Source organism: Lentzea pudingi (genome assembly GCF_014646255.1).
Lineage (GTDB): Bacteria > Actinomycetota > Actinomycetes > Mycobacteriales > Pseudonocardiaceae > Lentzea > Lentzea pudingi.
Map to the genome: position 1 here is coordinate 241,037 of NZ_BMNC01000006.1, position 18,720 is coordinate 259,756.

An 18,720-nucleotide genomic window follows, 5' to 3' on the forward strand; every position below is an offset into this window, starting at 1 on the left:
CGTTCTTCACATCACTGGAGACGGGGACGTGGCGTCCTGGATCAGCACGCGCGCATCGGCCGAGCCGTCGACGGGCACGACGTGAACCGCGGGCAGCTTGGCGTCCTTGGGCACCGCGGCGAACGCGAGCTCCTCGGGCGTGAGCCACGTGGCCTGGTCGTCGACACCGGCCGTACCGGGCAGCCGCTTCTCCGTGTCGGTCGCGAGGTCGAGCACCGCGAGGTCCCACGGACCGAGACGGCCGATGCGCTTCTTGTACGCGACCTTCGTGCCGTCCGGGGAGAGAGACGGACATTCCGCGTCACGTCGCAACGTCGTCACCGACTTGGCCACCAGGTCGCCCTTCACCAGCCAGGTGAAACCGCCGCTGGCGAGCGTCGCGTAGAACGTCCTGTCGTCGGAAGCCACAGTCAGGCCCCAGTAGTTGACGTCACTCGCCGTGTGCGGAACACCCTCCACAGTGGCGGCGAAGTGTTCGAGCGACTCAGCCGTCTCTCCGGTGCGCAGGTCGTGGAAACCGGTCCGGGTCGAGAAGCCGCCAGGCACCGAGTAGGAGTCGCCGGTGACGAAACTGGTCCACGACACCACGTTCCCGGACTGCGAGACCTTCGCGCGGCTCGGGATGCCCGGCAGCGGAATGGTCTTCACGGGCTTGCCGCCGCGGCTCACCTCGGCGGAGTACGTCGGGCCGGGACCGGAGAGCTTGAGGCAGACGCTCGTGCCGCCGGCGGCGTAAAACCGCTGGCAGACCAGCTCCAACGGGGTGCGGGAACCGGTGCCGGCCAGCTTCTCGACCCGGTTCTGGCCCCCCGCGAGGTCGACGAACAGCAGATCGCCGGTCTTCGCCTGGTTGACCTTCTCGACGCCGGCCGGGTTCTTCGCCTCGTCCGCCGCCGTGACGACGTAAGCCGTTGTCCCACCGATGACCACGAGAATGGCCGCGATGGTCACGGTCAGCCGTCCTGCGCGCATGCTGCCTCCTGGATTCCCTACCTTCATCGCTCGTCAGCTACGGCCTGTAACAGTTGGCAGCTCACCCCGATTTTCAAAGCAGGCGATACCCTACGAACATTGCGTTCGCAAGACCGAGCCGCGGATCGGGGATTTTGATGGACTTCTGGGGAACCGTACGAGTGCTGCGGCGGCGGTGGTACATCGCCCTGCCCGCAGTGCTGCTCACGGGCATCCTCGCGTTGTACGTCTACGCCACGGTGCCCACGCGGTACGAGTCGAGTGGCGTGCTCGTCCTCACCTCCCCCGCGGCCGGCGGCCGGTACACGGCGAACACCAAGCCCGAGGACGTCGTCCGGGTCAACCCGCTGCTGCAGTTCGACGGCAGCCTCACGACGACGGCGCAGATCCTCACGCAGATCCTCGGCGACCCCAAGACCGCCGAAGAGCTGGCGGGCAAGGGCTCGACGTCCGTCTACACCGCGAACACCGGCCCCGTCGGCGGCCCGCTGCTCTTCATCACGACGGAGTCGGACTCGGCCGAGTCCGCCGAGGGTCTCGTCGGCAAGGTGCTCGAGAAGACCGTCGCGGAGCTCGCGGCGCAGCAGAAGGCGTTGAGCGCGCCCGAACAGACGTTCATCACCGCGCAGGTCCTGGTGAAGCCGACGACGGCCTCGGCCAAGATCGGTGGCAAGGTCCGGTACGTCGGCGCGGCCACCGTCGTGCTGCTGCTGCTGACGCTCGCCTCGACGTTCGCCGCCGACTCGATCCTGCTGAAGGCCAAGCGCCGCAAGGATCCCAAGGACGGCAAGGACCCGAAGGACCCGGCACCGTCCGAGAAGGACACCACGCCGGGCCCGCTGCCCCCGGTCCGGCCGAACCCGCAGTCCAACGGCAACGGCGCTCCCCCGCGTCCGGTGCCCCAGGGCGTGCCGAACGCGCACCAGAAGACCGTCATCATCGCCGCTCCCAAACCTGACCCGGCATGGCCGACGAAAGACGACTGACCGCCCAGCGAGCCGACGGCGCCACCCTTCTCATCTTCTACATGGTGGCGCTGCTCGTCGTCCCGGCCCGGTTCACGATCGCGTTCGTCCCGATCACGCTGCCACCGGCGTTGTTCATGGCGATGTGCCTCATGATCGTGTGGTTCGCCGCGCACCTCGTCGACCACCTCGGCATCGCCAAGGGCCGCAACGCCGTCCGCACGATCCTCGCGATCTACGTGATCCTGCACCTGATGACGTACGCGCTGGCGACCCGGCGCTACCTGCCGATCGACGAGCTGTCGGTGTCGGACTCGGCGCTGATCAGGATCGTGTCGATGGCGGCCCTCGCGGTGTTCATCGCCGACGGCGTCCGCACCGGCGACAGGCTCAGCCGCGCGCTGCGGGTGATGGTGGCCTGCCTGACGGTCAGCGCGTTCGTCGGCCTGTTCCAGTTCGGCCTGGGCCTCGACCTCGCCTCGTACATCTCGCTGCCGGGCCTGCGCGTGCAGGACAACGGCTACTCGGCGCTCGAGTCCCGTTCGATCTTCTTCCGCCCGGCCGGCACCGTGAACCACCCGATCGAGTTCGGTCTGGTGTGCGTGCTGGGCGTGCCGTTCGCCGCGCACTTCGTGTTCCAGGCGAAGGACCGCGGCGAACCCGTCGGCCGCTGGTGGACCGCCCTGTCGCTGCTCGCGCTGATGGCGATCCTGTCGCTCTCGCGCACGGCGATCATCGGCCTCGTCGTGACGGGCATCGTGATGGCGATCCTGCTCCCCCGCGAACGGGGCCTGCCACTGCTCGGCGTCGGCGCGGTGTTCCTCGGCGGCGCCTCGATCGTCGTGCCGGGCCTGTTCGGCACGGTGACGTCGATGTTCTCGAACATCGAGGACGACCCGTCGTTCCAGGGCCGCACCAAGGACTACGACGGCGCGTGGCTGGAGATCGCCAAACATCCCTGGCTGGGCAGGGGCTTCGGCACGTTCCTGCCCTCGAAGTACACGATCCTCGACAACCAGTACCTGCTGACGATGATCGAGAACGGCTACCTGGGCCTGATCGCGTTCGCCCTGCTGTTCATCGGCGCCATCTTCGCGGCGCTGCGGGCCCGCGCGCTGTCCCGCGACGAGAACGTGCGCGGCATCGCGATGTGCCTGGTGGCCGCGATGCTGACGTCCGCACTGGGCGCCGCCACGTTCGACGAGCTCGCGTTCAGCGTCGCGACCGGCATGACGTTCATGCTGATCGGCGTGTCCGGGGCGTTGCTGCGCATAGCCAGACAGGAGGCTGACCTGCGGAAGGCGGCCGAGGTCAGCCCAGCCAGCTGAGCAGACTGCGCCAGGCAGGGGCGGAGAACGCGAGGACGTCACCACTCGCGTTCTTCGAGTCCCGCACCAACGCGTCGGACGACAGCGAGACCTCCACACAGTCGCTGTCGGTGGTGCCACCGCTGTAGGAGCTCTTACGCCAAGTCCGTTCGCCGGTCATGAGGGTCCTCTCGGAGTCCGCTGACGTACTCCGCCAGCTTGCTCCGAGATTGTTCCTCATCCAGCGCGACCGCATCCAACCGCTCGAAAAGCTTCCTGCCCCACGTGACCGCCAGGGCGTCCTGCGCGAACACCTTGGCCAGATCGGTCTCCGTGTAGGCCAAGGGCGATGCCTTGCCGAACTCGAACATCGTGCACTTCGAGTGGAACGCCACGCCCCTGATGTTCGCCGGCACGACACGGAGGATGTGCGCGTTGAAGAGCAAGCGCAGGTACTGGTCCTCCATGACTTTGGCGTCGCCGACGCACATCTGAAGCGCCAGTTCGTGCACGTAGAACACGCAGTCCGGCCGATAGGGCCGCTGCCAGATGCTCTGCCGCGCCATTCGACGCTCGACACCCTTGTCGATGGCTTCCTTCGACTCGCAGCCCGTCTCCTCGAACAACGCGCGTGCGTACGCCTCCGTCTGCAGTAGACCCGGGATCGACAAAATCTCGTAGGCGAAGATCTTCGTGGCCATCGCCTCGACCATGGCGAGCGTGCGCAGGTTGTCCGGTACCTGCGCGAAGTACAGGTCGAAGGCGTACCGGTACCGGTTGACGAAGTCCTGCAAGTACTCGAGGTCCTTGCCGCACGTCGCGAAGTACTGGGCGAGGTCGACCTCGGTCGCGCGGGCCTTGCCGGTCTCGATGTTCGACACCTTGCTCGGGTCCCACCCCAACTGGTGGGCCATCGCGCGGCCGCCGAAACTGGTGCAGTTCTCCCGCAGTCTGCGCAGCTCATCGCCTAGATCACGGCTGTACGCGGTGGATGTGATGACGGTCATGCTCTTGGACCGTATGCGTTGAAGTCGCTCCAATGAACGGCTCGTTCGGGTGAAAACGGAGCAGATGCGTCACGTATCCGGAGGGATACGGCACACAAATAGCACCATAGGTTCTGACCTGCCCTTTCACCTCATCGTGGAATGGAATTCGAACACATGTTCATGCCACGATGAACGCATGCAGCCACTCGCCCTCTCCTCCCCGCTCGAGCTCCTCGACGAGCTCAAGCGGAAGGTCCGTGCGCTGCACCGGCTCCAGTTCCAGGTGCTGGAGATCGTCGGCACGCTCGATCAGCAGGGCGCCGCCGCGACCTTGGGCTACAAGGACCTGGTCGAGGTCTTCAAACACGCGCTGCACTGGGATCCGAAAGTGTCGCGCCGCAAGCTCACCCAGGCGAAAGCCCTGTGCACCACGGTGACCCCGAGCGGCGCGACGGTGGAGCCGATGCTCCCGTTCGCAGCGGCGGCCATGGCGGCGGGAGAGCTGTCCGAGGATCACGTGGACGTACTGGCAGAGGCGATGGCGGGCCTGCCCGCGGCAGTCGAGGCCAACCTGGTCGACTACGCGCAGCAGCACGAACCTCGGTCGGCCAAGGCGTTCTGCAAGGAGCTTGCCTACCGCCTGGACCAGGACGGTCCGGAACCCCGGGACTTCGAACCCGCGGCGCCCCGCAACGTGGTGCGCCGCCAGTGGAAAGCCGGGCGCTACCACCTCTTCGCGGACGTCGACGCCGAGACCGGCGCGAAGCTCGACGCGCTGATCGACCCGCTGGCCAAGCCAGAGCCCGCCGACCTCCGCCACGCACCAGAGCGCGACGGCGACGCGTTCTGCGAGTTGATCGACCTGGCTCTGCGCGCCGACCAGCACCGCATCAGCGGCGGTGAACGCGTCCAGCTCACCGTCACGCTCGACTACGACAAGCTGCGCACGGCCATCGGCACCGCCCGCCTGGACAACGGCGAGCACATCCCGATGAACCAGGTCCGCAAGATCGCCTGCGACGCAGGCGTAGTCCCGATGCTGCTGGGCAGCCGCTCCCAGGTCCACGACGTGGGCCGCAAGACCCGCACGATCAACGTGGGCCTGCGCCGCGTCCTGGTGGCCAGGGACAGGGGCTGCACCTTCCCGGGGTGCACCCGCCCACCCAGCCACTGCGAGGCCCACCACCTCCGCCACTGGTCCAACGGCGGCAGTACCGACCTGGCCAACCTCGCTCTCCTCTGCCGCCGCCACCACGACCTCGTGCACCAGTCCGACTGGCAGATCCAGATGGACGGTGGCGTGCCCGTCTTCCGCCCGCCCGCGTTCATCGACCCGCACCGAAGACCGCGCCAGAACCAGATCCACGCCGTCGCCTGAGCCCCCGCGGCGGGTGCTCAGCACGCCAGCCACAAAATCACTGTGCTGCCACGGCAGCACAGTGATAGACAGCGGCCGTGCACAACACTTTGCCGTTTCCCGACCTGCTGCGACTGATCGAGGAACGGACCGCCGCCTTCTGCGCCGCCATCGGCTCAGCCCCAGATCTCGGCGCGCCGGTGCCGAGCTGCCCGGGCTGGACGCTCTACGACCTGGTCCAGCACCTGGGCGACGGCCGCCGCAAGTGGGCGGAGATCGTCGCGGCGGGCCCAGCCGACGCTCCCCCGGTCCGCACACCGGTCACAGCGCCACGCGAGGACCTGGTGGCATGGATGACGGAGTCGTCACGACTGCTGGTCGAGGCGCTGGAGGAGTCGGGCCCGGACCGCGGCTGCTGGGCGTGGTGGAGCGACTTCCAGTCGCCCAGGACCACCGGCACCGCCGCCCGCCACCAGCTACAAGAGATCGCCGTCCACACCTACGACGCGCAACTCACCATCGGCGCTCCGCAGCCGCTGCCGAGCGAGGTGGCGCTCGACGGCGTCCACGAGTTCCAGACGACCTGCGTCGCCACGACGTCCCCTTGGCCGCACAAGCCCGCGATCGTCGACTACCACACCACCGAGGGCCACTCCTGGCGCGTAGCGCTGGACGCCGAAGGCGCGCGGGTGATCGAGGACGGCGAAGGCGCGGCCGACGCGTCCCTCACCGGCACGGCGAGCGACCTGGTCCTGTCCTTCTACTGCCGCAAGCCGACGAGCGCACTGCAGCCGAAGGGCGACGAGCAGGTGTTCGCCGGGCTCATCGCCTGGGAGCCGGCCTAGTCACGCCAAGCGGGCCGACCGGTGAAGGCACGCCCCGCGCAGCTCGTCAGCGCGCTGCACGGGGCCTGCCGGTCCTTCTGATCAGCAGAAGCCGACCGTCGTCGGACGGTGGACGAGGCCCAGTCGCGCGGCCATGGCCGCGCTGTCGCGACCTACCATCCCGACCGTCTCCTTCGGGTCTGAGGCGCACAACATCGCGATGACGTCGTCCGCGACCGCCTCCGGATCGCGGCCGGCGGCGTTGATGCCGAGCCGGAACGTCACCGACGGTTCGTCCCACGACGCGTCTGCGGGGTGGGTGAAGTCCAGGACGGCGGCGTCGTGGACGTCTCGCGCGCTGTGGCAGTGGCCGGGGCCGCAGTCCCAGCGCCCCAGGACCGTCGGATCCGCTCGCAGCCGCCGCTCGACCAGCCGCGCCACCGTCCGCGCCGGCCATTCCCAGCCGCGGTCGAACTCCGCCCGCTCCACCTCGTGGTCGTACTCGGCGGCGTCGAAGCGGAACTCGCCCGGCAGCCGGTCAGGTCGCATGTCCCAGCGCCAGTCCTTCCACACGACTTCCGCGCCCTCACGCACGATCGTGACGTACAGGTTCGTACCGTCGTAGTCGTCGAGCAGGATCTCCCTCGGCTGGTTCTCGGCCCGGAGCCTGCCGCCGTCGACCACCCGTTCCGACGGCCCGGAGAACCCACCCTGGAACAGCGCCGCGTACAGCGGTGTGCCGTCGATGAAGACCCTGGCTTCTACGCCACCCGTGGGTTCCGGCGCGTGCGACACGATCCGCACCGCGAACCTGTTCAACGGCGTGCGCAGTCCGGCCAGTTCGCGAAGCACCCAGGCCGCGCGACCGTCGCGTGCCGCTTCACGTTCCAGCAGGTCCCTCCAGCCTTCGAGCACGTTCCCGATCTCGGCCACCAGGCCGTCACGCAGGCCGCGCACCGCGACGGCCGCGTGACCGGACACGAGTTCCTCCGCCAGAGAGCAGAGCTGCACGGCACGGTCCACTGTGGCCGGTCGTCGAGCGGCGAGCGACACCCAGCGCCGCAGGGCGGTCGTGTCGTGCGGGTAGTAGCCGAACTCGGAGGACAGGTAGTAGTGGCACATGCGGAACAGGCGTTGCCCGATGTGGTCCCACAGCGCGTCGTCCACGTGCGTTCGATCGAGCAACGCACGGAGTTCGTGCTTGCCCGCACGCTGACGCACGTGCGTCATGTAACCCGAGGAGTTCCTGCACGCCCAGCCGCGGACGTCCGGGTCCGGGTGCCCTCTCAAGGCGTCGCCCACCTCACCGCGGACACCGGGTGACCGGTCAGCGACCCACACGGCGTCGGTCTCGGCGCCGGGAATCGCCAGCAGCACGCGACAGGCCTGTGACGAGGCGAAGTTCAGCAGTCCGAGCGTCCTGACCATGGGCACGTCGTCCGGGCGGGCATGACCGGTCAGCAACCCGAGCCCGAGGAGAACCGCGCGCTGGTCCGTGCTGGTGATCAACTGTCTGGCCGTGGCCGTCAGCCGCGGCGACGGCAGGGGGCTGAGGTCACGCAGCACGGCTCTCACGTCGTAGTCGTAGAACGCGAGTCGCGTGCACCTGTCGTGCAGAGTTCCGGCTGACAGAGCCGGGTCGGTGAAGAAGTCCCGCAGCAATGCGGTCAGCGCCTGTCGACGTTCTTCGGACCCCACGTCGAGGAGGTCCGGCCACACGCCGCTCACCGGGCGGAGAAGAACTCGATTCGCTTGATCATGCTCCGACCATAGCCGACGCGACAGCCCGACGCCCCAGTTGAGGCATCGGGCCCGCCAGAAGGCCTGTCAGGCGGCTTTCAGGCCGTCCGGCGTCTCCTCGTGCCGAATCCCGCACTCGGGACACGAGAGATCATCTGAGAGCCGCGCACCGCAGGCGCAGACCCAGCCCTTCACGACCGCCGGGTTCCCAGCCACGAACGCATGCGCGGGCACCGAGCGAGTCACCACCGCACCGGCCGCCGCGAACGCGTGCTCGCCGATCACCGTGCCGCACACCACGACCGCACCAGCACCCAAAGTCGCCCCACGGCGCACCAAGGTGGTCTCCAGCGCGTCACCGACCTTCTTGACGTGCGCACGGGGCCGCAGGTCGTTGGTGAACAACACGTTCGGCCCGAGGAACACGTCGTCCTCGCACGTGACCCCGTCGAAGACGAGAGTCCCGTTCTTGACCGTCACGTTGTTGCCCAGCACCGCGCGCGACTCGACGAACGCGCCGTCGCAGATGTTGCAGTCACGGCCGATGCGCGCCCCTGGCAGCACGTGTGCGAACGCCCACACGCGCGTGCCGTCGCCGACGTCGTCTGACTCGCACAGGCCGTGCGGGTGCACGCGGACGCCGGTCATCAGAGCGCTGCCTTCAGCGCCTCGACGACGCGGGCCTGCTGCGCCTCGGTGATCTCCGGGAACAGCGGCAGCGACAGGATCTCCGCGGCCGAGGTCTCCGCCACCGGGAACGAGCCCGGCAAACCAGCGAACGCGCCGGTCTTGTGCAGCGGCGTCGGGTAGTGGATGCCCGCACCGATGCCGGACTCGTGCAACGCCTTCAGAACGCGGTCGCGCTCGGCCACGCGCACGACGTACAGGTGCCAGACGGGCAGGTTGCCGTCCAGGACCACTGGAGTGCGAACGCCTCCAACGTCCGCGAGCATCTCGGTGTAGCGAGAGGCGGCGGCGCGGCGGGCCTGGTTCCAGCCCTCCAGCCGGCGCAGCTTCGCGGACAGCACCACGGCCTGCAGCGTGTCGAGGCGGCTGTTGAAGCCGAGCACCGGGTGCTCGTACTTGCGCGGCGAACCGTGCTCGCGCAGCAACCGGACCGACTCCGCCACGGCGTCCGACGTCGTCAGCACCGCGCCGCCGTCGCCGTACGCGCCGAGGTTCTTGCCGGGGTAGAACGAGGTCGCGGCGGCGACACCGAGGCCGCCGATGGCGACGCCGTTGCGGCGCGCGCCCTGGGCCTGGGCGGCGTCCTCGACGACCGGCACGCCCAGCGGCAGCAGTTCGACGGGCGCGGCCTGGCCGTACAGGTGGACCGGCACGATGGCCTTGGTGCGCGAAGTGACCACAGAGGACACCTGCGAGGTGTCGATCAGGAGCGTGTCGTCCACGCAGTCCACGAGCACGGGGGTCGCGCCGGCGCGGGCGACGGCCTCGGCCGTGGCGATGAAGGTGTTGGCGGGCAGCACGACCTCGTCGCCGTGGCCGACGCCCAGCGCCCGCAACGCCAGTTCGATGGCGTCGGTGCCGTTGGCGACACCGATGGCGTGCGGAACTTCCTGGTAGGCAGCGAATTCCGACTCGAACCGGGCGACCTGGGGGCCGCCGATGAAAGCCGTCGTCTTGAGCACCTGGGCCCAGCCGTCGGCCACCTCGTCGGCCACCTGCTCGTGCTGGGCACGCAGGTCCACCAGCGGAATCTCGATCACGCGCTCTCCCCACGCAACGGGCGGGCCGGCACGCCGGCCCACGTCTCTCCTGCCGGAACGTCCTGCAGGACAACGGCTCCCATGCCGATCACGGCACCGGCGCCGATCTTCAACCCCTCGCGCACCATGGCTCCCTGCCCCAGGTACGCGGCCTCCCCGACGTGCACGGAACCCGCGAGCGAGGCGCGGCCGGCGAACGTGACGCCGTCCGACACCTCGTCGTCGTGGGTGATCAGCACGTGGGGCATGGCCACCACGTGCTTGCCGATCGACAGCGGGGTCGTGATGACGACACCCGCAAGCAGAACCGTTCCGGCGCCAAGGGAAGCGCCGGAGGTGACGGCCGCCGGGTGGACGATGGTCGCCCACCGCTCGTCCGGCAGGTCGAGCCTCCTGGCCACGCTCAGCCGGACCAGCGACCGCCGCGCGCTCGCGATGCAGAGCACGACGGCCGCGTCCGGGTGATCGGCCAGGGAGTCGAGCCCGCCCAGCACGGGCACCCCGTCGACCAGGGTGCCGTGCAGGGCGGTGGAGTCGTCGAGAGCCCCGATCGGGTCCCACGCCTCCGGGAGGAGGCGGACCGCCGCGAGGGTCTCGCGGGTCAGTCCGCCTGCCCCGATGAACAGCAGTGGCCGTGCGGTCACCCGTGCATCACCCGAACACCACGTCCACCCAGTAGTTGCCACCGTTGTAGGTCGAGGTCGGGAAGCCCGACCCGGCCGTGAACACACCGGCGGACGGCGAGGCGGTCAGCGGCGGTGAGGTCACCGTGCCGAAGTAGCCCGCGTTGACCGCGTAGTGGCCCGTGGTGGTCGTGTACGAGGCCGTGTACTCGGTGTTCGCCGTGATCGACACCGGCGAGCTGAACGTCAGCGTCTGCCAGCCCGACTCGGTCTCACCCGAGAACGTGCCGGTGGCGAGGCGCTGGCCGTCCGCGGACCAGAGCGATCCGGTGTGCGTACCCGTGTTGCCCGCTCCCTTGTAGAACTTCACGCCGGTGATCTGCCCGTTCGTGGCCGACGTGAACTTCACGCCGAGCTCGTACGCGCCGTTGTCGTCAGCAGACGTTACCGAGGGAACCGTCGCCGCGCTGAACAACGAGCACGGGCAGGTCTGCGTCGTCGCCGTCGTGAACGACCACTGGACCGGGTTGGCCATCATGTTGCCGAACGTGTCCGCGGCCTTGGCGCTCACCGAGTACACAGTGGACGCCGCGAACCTGGCTGCGGGCGTGAACGTGATCATCCTGCTGTCCGGCGAGAGCGACCTCGTGCCGGCGATCTTCGCGCCACCGGGGTCGGTGACGTCGAACTGCGCCGAGTTGAGGTCCACCGGCTCGTCGAACGACACGGTGACCGTGGAGTTCAGCGCGACGGCCTGCGCACCCGCCAGCGGGGTGTGCGACTGCGCCACCGGGGCGACGTTGTCCGCGTTGGGCTGGTACATCACGTCGACCCAGTAGTTGCCGGAGCCGTACGTCATGGTCGGGAACCCGTTGCCCGGCATGAAGACACCGTTGGTCTCCTGCGGTGCCGTCAGCGGACCGGAGGTGACCGGGCCCGTCCCGAAGTACCCGGCGTTCACCGCGTAGTGCCCGGTGGTCGTCGTGTACGAGGCGGTGTAGGTCTGGCCGGAGCTGACGATCACCGGCTGGGCGAACGTGAGCGTCTGCCAGCCCGTCGCGGTCTCACCCGTGAAGGTGCCCGTGGCGAGGCGCTGACCGCTCGCGTTCCAGAGGCTGCCGGTGTGCGTGCCGGTGTTGCCGGATCCCTTGTAGAAGCGGACACCGGTGATCTGGCCCGACTGGGTCGGGGTGATCCTCACACCGAGCTCGTACGCGCCCGAGTCGTCCGCGGACGTCTCGTCCGGCACCGTCGCCGTGCTGAACAGCGAGCACGGGCAGGTCGGCGTCGTGGTGGTCGTGAAGTTCCACTCCGCGGCCGCCGTCATCGCGATGCCGTTGACGTCCGCGATGCCCACGTGCGCCTGGTACTGCGTGCCGGACACGAGCTTGGCGGACGGCGTCCAGGTGACCGTCTTCTGGTCGCCGGACAGCGACACCGAGCCGGACAGCTTGCCGCCCTTCGGGTCCTTCAGCCAGATCTGCGCCGACGCGGGGTCGACCGGCTCGCTGAACGTCGCCGACAGCGCGCTCTGCAGGCCCACGTTCGTCGCGTTCACGGCCGGCGTGCGGTTCGTGATCGTCGGCGGCGTGGTGTCACCGTTGAGCCCGTTGCGGTAGATGACGTCGACCCAGTAGTTCGTGGCGTTGTAGGAGTTGTTCGGGAACCCGGCGCCGTACTTGTAGACGCCGTTGCCACCGTCCGCGCCGTTCTGCAGCGCGTGCAGCGACTGGTAGCTCGCCTCCTGGCCGTTGAAGTAGCCGGAGGTGACCGAGTAACGGCCGTTCGGCGCGGTGTAGGAAACGACGTACGTCGTGTTCGCCTGCACCTGCACCGGGGAGTTGAACATCAGCTTCTGCCAGCCGGACGTGGTCTCACCGGTGAACGTGCCGGTCGCGAGCAGCAGACCCGTGGAGGTCCACAGCGAGCCGGTGTGCGAGCCGGTGTTGCCGGTGCCCTTGTAGAAGCGGACGCCGAGCACCTCGCCCTTGCCGTCGAAGCGGACCTTCGTGCCGAGCTCGACCGCGCTGGTGTCACCGGAGTCGATCACGGCCGGTGCCGCGAAGTCGTCCCAGACGGTGCACGGGCAGGTCGCCGGGCGCGGCGAGCCTGTCGTGAACGTCCAGTTCGCCTGCGAGGACAGGTTTCCCGCCGCGTCCGCCGCCCTCATCGTGACGGTGTAGGCCGTGGCCGCCGCCAGTGGTGCCGAGGGCGTGAACGTGATCGTGCGGGCGTCGTTCGAGATCGACTTGGTGCCCGTGACGGCACCGCTCGGACCCGTCACCGTGACCTGGGCCGAGGCGAGCGTCACGTTCTCGTCGAACGTGCCGGACACCGTGGTGTTCAGCGCGACGGAACCGGCGTTGGCGACCGGGGACATCGTGCTCTGCAGCGGCGCGCGGGTGTCGGGACCGGGGTCCGTCGCCCACACCACGTCGACCCAGTAGTTGGTGTGGTCGAACGTCTGGTTCGGGAAGCCGGCGCCGAAGCGGAAGACACCGTTCGGTCCGTCCACACCGGACTGCAGGCCGGTGATCGGCTGCATGTACGCCTGCTGCTGGTAGAACCCGCCGGTGTCGTAGGCGAAGTGACCCGTCGGCGTGTAGTAGCTGACGACGTAGGTGGTGTTCGCGTTCACCGCGACCGGTTGCGGGAAGAGCAGCGTCTGCCACCCTGTCGGGCTCTCGTTGGTGAACGTGCCGGTGGCCAGCAGGTCACCGTTGCTCGACCACAGGCTGCCGGTGTGCGTACCGGTGTTGCCGGTGCCCTTGTAGAACTTCACGCCGCGGACGTAGCCGTTGCTCGCGGCGCGCCACTTCACGCCGAGCTCGAGCTGCGAGGCGTCGTTGGCGGCGGCGACCTTCGGGACCTCCGTGCCGGAGAACATGCCGCACGGGCAGGTCTTGGCGTTGACGTTCGGCGTCGCGGACACGGGCGTGGACAGGTTCAGCGAGTCGTCGACCGCGCGGACCCTGATCTGTGCCGTGCCGGACTGGTTCGGCGTGTAGGTGTAGCTCCACGACGTCTGGCCGGCTTGCCAATTGGCGTAGTGCCAGCGGCTTCCGCCGTCGGTCGAGACCTCGACGCCCGCGACCTTGCCGGCGGCGTCGATGACGGTGCCGCTGAAGGTGTAGGCCTGGCCGACCGTCGACTGCGCGGGCAGGGTCGTGATCTGCACGCCCGGTGCCGTGTTGTCGTTGATGGCGCCGGAGATCGTCAGCTGGTCCGCTCCCCACAGCTGGTAGGGCTGCACGCCCATGTCAGCGAGGAAGTTGACGGTCGCCTGCTTGATCCGCTTGTCCGACGTCGGGGTGTTGGTCGGGAACGCGTGCTCGTCGTCGACGCCCCACGCCCACTGGACCGTGCCCGCGCCGAACACCAGTGCGCCGGAGGGCGCGCGGTAGTACGTGATCGCGTGCGTCTCGGTGCTCGAGCCGTATTCGTCGCCGTAGTTCTTCAGCGCGTAGTAGCCGTCGAGGTTCACCGTCGTGCGGGACATCTGCGCGACGCCTGCGGGCTGGAAGCCGTTGTCGTAGACGGTGTTCCACTCGTAGCCCAGCGTGCCGGGCTCGAAGGTGTACGTGGTGCCCGCGGCCATGTTGGCCAGGTCGGTGTTGCGCCAGAGTCGCATCTTGCCGTACGCGGCCGGGACCTGCAGCGCGTCGTCACGCCGGCCGTTGACCGTGAACATGTTGCCGAGCAACGCGTTCTCGGGTCTGCCGCCGTCCTGCGGCGGGCTGTAGCGCGGGTCGCGCCACGTACCGGTCCAGGTGTTCTCGCCGTCGTTCTGCGCGCCCTTCGTCTCCTTGAAGCAGACGATGGTGCGCCAGTCCGTCTGGGAGGAGTCGATGCTCTTCTCCCACTTGGTCTTCCAGAAGATCTCGTTGCCGGTCAGGAACGCCATGTGCACGCCGGCGTCGCGGGCGGCCATCACGTTGTTCCACTGCTCGTTCGACCAGTACTCGTCGTGGCCGACCGCCATGAAGACCTTGTGGTTCTTGATCAGGTTGCCGCGGCGGGCGGAGTCGACGTCGGTCGTGTAGCTCATGTCGTACCCGTTGCGCTCCAGGAACCTGAGCATCGGGTACTCGGCGTTGAAGATGAAGTTCTCGTCGCCGTCGCCGCCGGTGTACGGGCGGTTGTAGCTGACCTTGTACGAGGAACCGCCCTGGCCGGGGCCGTCACCGAAGTAGAGGCTGTTGCCGCCGTAGCGGTTGTAGGCGACCCAGGTGGCGTCGGAGGTCTGGAAGAAGATCTTCGACTGCGAGCTGTCGTCGCGGACGACGAACGCCATCTCGTTCTCGGCACCGGTGTCGTTGCGCGTCATGCGCACGTAGTAGATGCCGGAGACCGCGGTGGACGGGATGTTCCAGGTGAGCGACACGGCCCAGTTGCCGCAGTCGACGAGCGCGGTCGGTCCGTCACGCAGACATGGTGGCTGGTTCTGCGGGGTGTTCCGGTTGACCGTGCCCATGTACCGGGCGCCCTTGCCGCCGTACCAGCCCATCCGGTAGATGTCGAGCTTGTACGAGGAGGCCGACGTCAGCATCTTGAAGCTGACGGTCTGGCCGATGTTGTAGCTGATGTCCGTCGTGTACCCGAGGATCGTGTCGTCCCGGTACTGGGCCTGCCAGTTGTCCGCTCCGGTCTGCGTGTTCTCACACGCGACCTTGTTGGTGACGGGGAAGTCACACGGGGCGGCGTTGGCCTTCGGAGGGTTGAAGACGCCGAGCACGAACATCGTCGATGCGATTAATGCCGTGATCACAAGCACCCGCACGAGACGCGACTTCTGAGCCACCATTGGGTTTCACCTCTCGGACGGAGTTACCGTGTGTGATCCGCGCACTACGCTGGACAGCACAGGGCTGCTACTCCGAACGTCGGCGATCTCGATAAAACTGTTACGTGTCAACACAAAAATGTTCCAGTGAAGGTTGAATCTTTACTTTTCAACCACGCACGGTCAGCCGGGATGCGTGGAGAGTTTCCGACAACGCTGACACGACGGTGTCCTGTTCGGACTCGGTCATGTCGTGGAACAGCGGCAGGATCAGCGTCCGGGCCGTGAAGGCCTCGGTCGCGGGTAGCTCGGTGCTCGGGTGACCGCAGTAGGCGGGTTCGAGGTGTGACGCCATGATTCCGCGCCGTGCGCTCACGCCGCGTTCGGCAAGGCCCGCAAGGACTTCCTGGCGGTCGGCGCCTTCCGGCAGCCAGACCCAGAACGACTGGTAGTTCGTCGTCCCGTACTCAGGGTCACGGACCGTCGTGATGTCCAGGTCCGCCAGCAACTCGTGGTAGCGCGCGGCCAACTCACGGCGACGGGCGATGATCGCGTCCAGTTTGGACAACTGCACCAGGCCGACGGCGGCCTGGATGTCGGTCATCCGGTAGTTGAACGCGGTCTCCAGGTACTGCTCGATGACGGCGCTGCCGCCGTGGTGGCGATCGGCCGCCGACACGCTCATGCCGTGCTCGCGCAGGCGCTTGAGCCGGACGGCCCACTCGGGGTCGTCGGTGGTGACCATGCCGCCCTCGCCGGTGGTGAGGAGCTTGCGGGGGTGGAACGACCAGGCGGCCAGCAGCGCGTTCGTGCCGACCGGCGCGCCCTTGTAGGTGGAACCCGCCGCGCAGGCCGCGTCCTCGATGACCGCGATGCCGCGCGGTTCGCACAACGCCTTGATCGCGTCGACGTCCGCGGGCACGCCGGCCTGGTGCACGACCATGACCGCGCGGGTGCGTTCGGTGAGCACCGGCTCCACTGTGGACGCGCTGAGGTTGCCCGTCTCCGCCTCGATGTCGGCGAAGACCGGGGTCGCGCCGGTGTAGCGCACGGAGTTCGCGGTGGCGATGAACGACAGCGACGGCACGACGACCTCGTCGCCGGGGCCGATGCCGAGCACGTGCACGGCGAGGTGCAGGCCGGTCGTGCACGACGACACGGCGACACCGTGGCCCGCGCCGACCGACGCGGCGAACGCCTCTTCGAACTCGCCGACCCGCGGGCCCTGCGCCACCCAGCCGGACCGGACGGCCTCGGCGGCGGCGAGCGCCTCTTCCTCACCGAGCAACGGCCGCATAACCGGAATCACTGGTACTGCCCTTCGCTGGCGGACGAACGTTCGTCGTGGAGATGGGGTGCGGCCACGGGCTTCAGAACCGCGGCCGGAACTGTCAGGCGTTCTCGGCCGCGGCCTTCTCTGCTGCGGCCTTCTCGGCACGCCACCACGCGACGAGGTCGCGCAGACCGCCGTCCATCCCGATCTCGGGCTTCCACCCGAGCTCGGTGGCCGCGAGGCTGATGTCGGCGAGCCGGCGCGTCACGCCGTTCACCTTGCGCTCGGGGCCGTGCTCCAGCGGCAGGTCGGAGTCCATCGCGGCAAGCAACGCGAGGGCGAGCTCCTTGAGCGAGGTCTCCTGGGAGGACGCGATGTTGTACACCGTGTCCGTGACCGGCGCCTTGGCCGCGAGGATGTTGGCACGGGCGATGTCGTGCACGTGCACGAAGTCCATCGTCTGGGCGCCGTCGCCGAAGATGAGCGGCGACTTGCCGTCGACGATGCGCTCCATCCAGCGGATGAGCACCTCGGTGTACAGGCCGTGGACGTCCATCCGCGGGCCGTACACGTTGAAGTAGCGCAGCGCCACGTAGTCGAGGTCGTACATGGCCTTGAAGCTGCGCAGCATGCCCTCGTTGAACGCCTTCGCGGCGCCGTAGAAGGTGTCGTTGTTGTACGGGTGGTGCCGTTCGTTGGTGGGGAAAGACTCCGCGAGGCCGTAGATCGAGGCCGACGACGACGCGATGACCTTCTTCACCCCGGCGGCCGCGGCGGCCTCCAGGATCGTGAACGTGCCGTCGACCAGGCACTCCAGCGCGAGCCGCGGTTCCTCGGCGCACTGGGTGATGCGGATGGCGGCGAGGTGGAAGACGAGGTCCATGCCCTCGGTCAGCTCACGCACCAGCGCCTTGTCGTTGATGTCGCCCTCGACGACCCGGACGACACCGGACTCCAGGGCGGACGCCAGGTTCTCGCGGCGGCCGCGCACGAAGTTGTCCAGCACGACGACCTCGGCCGCGCCGGCCTCGACGAGCTGGTCCACCACCGAGGAGCCGATCGTGCCCGCACCACCGGTGACGAGGGCACGCTGCCCGGTGATCGGCTGGCCCAATTCGTTCTGGGCGGTCATGAAGAAACCCTGCCTTCGACTTGTTGAACGGGAACGAAGACCCCGCCGGAGCGCAGCGACTCCGACGCCGCCTCCAGCACCGCCAGCACGCGCAGACCCGCGCGGCCGTCGGTCAGCGGTGCGCGCTTCTCGGTGATGGACGCGGCGAACTCCGCCATCATCGTGCGCAACGCCTCGCGTTCCACCAACGCCGGCGCGACCATGTCGCCGGTGCGGTAGGAGATCTTCTGCTGCTCCGGGGAGAGGTCGACACCCCGGTCGTAAATGGACAGTCGCTGGGCGGGATTGTTGTCGTCCCACACGACCGTGCGCTGCGAACCGCCGATGACCATCGTGCGAATCTTCGTCGGCGACAGCCAGTTCACGTGCACGTGCGTGATTGCCCCGTTGGACAGCCGCACCGTGAGGTGGCCGACGCACGCGACGCCCGCGCCGATCGGGTCGGAGCCGTGCGCCGAGACCTCGACCGGGGTGACGTCGTCGGGCAGGATCGCCTCGAAGATCGACAGGTCGTGCGGGGCGAGGTCCCACAGCACGTCGACGTCCGGCTGCACCAGACCGAGGTTGATGCGCACCGAGTCGATGTACTGGATGTCACCCAGTTCGCCACCGCGAATGATCTTGCGCAGGTGCTGCACCGACGACGTGTACGCGAAGGTGTGGTCCAGCATCAGCGTGAGGCCGCGCTGTTCGGCGGTCTCGACGAGCTTGAGGCCGTCCTCGAAGTTGGCCGCGAGGGGCTTCTCCACGAGGACGTGCTTGCCGGCCTCCAGCGCCGCCAGTGCGACGGGCAGGTGGGTGGCGGCGGGGGTGGCGATGGCGACCGCGTGAACGTCGGGGTCGGCGAGGACCTCGTCCAGCGACGCGGTGGCGCGGACCGTCGAGTACTGGCCCAGCACGCGCTGGGCCTTCTCGGCGTCGAGGTCGCAGAGGTAGCGCAGATGCAGCGCCGGGGTGGCCTGGGCGTTGCGAACGAGGTTCGGCCCCCAGTACCCGGCTCCGATGACGGCAAGGCCAATCACGTCTTG

At 68.4% G+C, this 18,720-nt stretch carries 15 protein-coding genes; 4 read left to right on the forward strand and 11 right to left on the reverse strand.

Annotation, left to right across the window (positions count from 1 at the left end):
* Nucleotides 1-6: 6 nt before the first annotated feature.
* Nucleotides 7-972 (reverse strand): TolB-like translocation protein, encoded by a 966-nt coding sequence (locus IEY88_RS23060; protein WP_189156886.1) that lies wholly within the window; start codon nt 970-972, stop codon nt 7-9.
* Nucleotides 973-1,109: 137 nt separating this feature from the next.
* On the opposite strand from IEY88_RS23060, the gene IEY88_RS23065 reads away from it, so the two are divergent.
* Complete coding sequence (locus tag IEY88_RS23065; RefSeq protein ID WP_189156887.1) at nt 1,110-1,958, forward strand: YveK family protein; 849 nt, start codon at nt 1,110-1,112, stop codon at nt 1,956-1,958.
* A complete protein-coding gene (locus IEY88_RS23070) occupies nt 1,937-3,265 on the forward strand; it encodes an O-antigen ligase family protein (RefSeq protein ID WP_189156888.1) in 1,329 nt (442 codons plus the stop codon). Before IEY88_RS23065 ends, IEY88_RS23070 begins: the two co-directional genes overlap by 22 nt.
* Here IEY88_RS23070 and IEY88_RS23075 read toward each other — a convergent pair.
* Both IEY88_RS23075 and IEY88_RS23080 read right to left on the reverse strand, forming a co-directional pair.
* Nucleotides 3,249-3,425, reverse strand: a complete 177-nt coding sequence (locus IEY88_RS23075) for a DUF397 domain-containing protein (protein ID WP_189156889.1) — start codon at nt 3,423-3,425, stop codon at nt 3,249-3,251. The two genes, IEY88_RS23070 and IEY88_RS23075, sit on opposite strands and share 17 nt — an antisense overlap.
* Nucleotides 3,400-4,251, reverse strand: coding sequence for a helix-turn-helix domain-containing protein (locus IEY88_RS23080; RefSeq protein ID WP_189156890.1), 852 nt, complete (start codon nt 4,249-4,251; stop codon nt 3,400-3,402). The genes IEY88_RS23075 and IEY88_RS23080 overlap by 26 nt, the downstream gene beginning before the upstream one ends.
* Nucleotides 4,252-4,429: 178 nt before the next feature.
* Between IEY88_RS23080 and IEY88_RS23085 the strand changes: the two genes are divergently transcribed.
* Nucleotides 4,430-5,611: an HNH endonuclease signature motif containing protein gene (locus IEY88_RS23085; RefSeq protein WP_189156891.1), complete on the forward strand. Its 1,182-nt coding sequence runs from the start codon at nt 4,430-4,432 to the stop codon at nt 5,609-5,611.
* Nucleotides 5,612-5,688: 77 nt separating this feature from the next.
* A complete protein-coding gene (locus IEY88_RS23090; RefSeq protein ID WP_189156892.1) occupies nt 5,689-6,435 on the forward strand; it encodes a maleylpyruvate isomerase N-terminal domain-containing protein in 747 nt (248 codons plus the stop codon).
* An 81-nt stretch (nt 6,436-6,516) separates the two neighbouring features.
* On the opposite strand, the gene IEY88_RS23095 is transcribed toward IEY88_RS23090, so the two are convergent.
* From IEY88_RS23095 to IEY88_RS23130, 8 genes are all read right to left on the reverse strand, one after another.
* Nucleotides 6,517-8,142, reverse strand: coding sequence for a hypothetical protein (locus tag IEY88_RS23095; RefSeq protein WP_189156893.1), 1,626 nt, complete (start codon nt 8,140-8,142; stop codon nt 6,517-6,519).
* Between the two features lie 99 nt (nt 8,143-8,241).
* The gene (locus IEY88_RS23100) at nt 8,242-8,802 is read right to left on the reverse strand and encodes an acyltransferase (RefSeq protein WP_189156894.1); all 561 of its coding nucleotides are present in this window, start codon (nt 8,800-8,802) and stop codon (nt 8,242-8,244) included.
* A complete protein-coding gene (locus IEY88_RS23105) occupies nt 8,802-9,881 on the reverse strand; it encodes a DegT/DnrJ/EryC1/StrS family aminotransferase (protein ID WP_189156895.1) in 1,080 nt (359 codons plus the stop codon). Before IEY88_RS23105 ends, IEY88_RS23100 begins: the two co-directional genes overlap by 1 nt.
* A complete protein-coding gene (locus tag IEY88_RS23110; RefSeq protein ID WP_189156896.1) occupies nt 9,878-10,525 on the reverse strand; it encodes an acetyltransferase in 648 nt (215 codons plus the stop codon). Before IEY88_RS23110 ends, IEY88_RS23105 begins: the two co-directional genes overlap by 4 nt.
* 7 nt (nt 10,526-10,532) lie before the next feature.
* Nucleotides 10,533-15,308 (reverse strand): DUF4082 domain-containing protein, encoded by a 4,776-nt coding sequence (locus tag IEY88_RS23115; RefSeq protein ID WP_189156897.1) that lies wholly within the window; start codon nt 15,306-15,308, stop codon nt 10,533-10,535.
* A gap of 148 nt (nt 15,309-15,456) precedes the next feature.
* On the reverse strand, nt 15,457-16,596 hold the full coding sequence (locus tag IEY88_RS23120; RefSeq protein WP_229693654.1) for a DegT/DnrJ/EryC1/StrS family aminotransferase: 1,140 nt from the start codon (nt 16,594-16,596) through the stop codon (nt 15,457-15,459).
* Nucleotides 16,597-16,678: 82 nt separating this feature from the next.
* Complete coding sequence (locus IEY88_RS23125) at nt 16,679-17,692, reverse strand: NAD-dependent epimerase/dehydratase family protein (protein ID WP_189156898.1); 1,014 nt, start codon at nt 17,690-17,692, stop codon at nt 16,679-16,681.
* On the reverse strand, nt 17,689-18,714 hold the full coding sequence (locus tag IEY88_RS23130; protein ID WP_229693655.1) for a Gfo/Idh/MocA family protein: 1,026 nt from the start codon (nt 18,712-18,714) through the stop codon (nt 17,689-17,691). The genes IEY88_RS23125 and IEY88_RS23130 overlap by 4 nt, the downstream gene beginning before the upstream one ends.
* Between the last annotated feature and the right edge of the window lie 6 nt (nt 18,715-18,720).

Coding starts and splice junctions, on each gene's coding strand:
- IEY88_RS23065 (WP_189156887.1), top strand. CDS start 1,110: ATGGACTTCTGGGGAACCGTACGAGTGCTGCGGCGGCGGTGGTACATC.
- IEY88_RS23080 (WP_189156890.1), bottom strand. CDS start 4,251: ATGACCGTCATCACATCCACCGCGTACAGCCGTGATCTAGGCGATGAG.
- IEY88_RS23115 (WP_189156897.1), bottom strand. CDS start 15,308: ATGGTGGCTCAGAAGTCGCGTCTCGTGCGGGTGCTTGTGATCACGGCA.
- IEY88_RS23075 (WP_189156889.1), bottom strand. CDS start 3,425: ATGACCGGCGAACGGACTTGGCGTAAGAGCTCCTACAGCGGTGGCACC.
- IEY88_RS23060 (WP_189156886.1), bottom strand. CDS start 972: ATGCGCGCAGGACGGCTGACCGTGACCATCGCGGCCATTCTCGTGGTC.
- IEY88_RS23070 (WP_189156888.1), top strand. CDS start 1,937: ATGGCCGACGAAAGACGACTGACCGCCCAGCGAGCCGACGGCGCCACC.
- IEY88_RS23100 (WP_189156894.1), bottom strand. CDS start 8,802: ATGACCGGCGTCCGCGTGCACCCGCACGGCCTGTGCGAGTCAGACGAC.
- IEY88_RS23125 (WP_189156898.1), bottom strand. CDS start 17,692: ATGACCGCCCAGAACGAATTGGGCCAGCCGATCACCGGGCAGCGTGCC.
- IEY88_RS23085 (WP_189156891.1), top strand. CDS start 4,430: ATGCAGCCACTCGCCCTCTCCTCCCCGCTCGAGCTCCTCGACGAGCTC.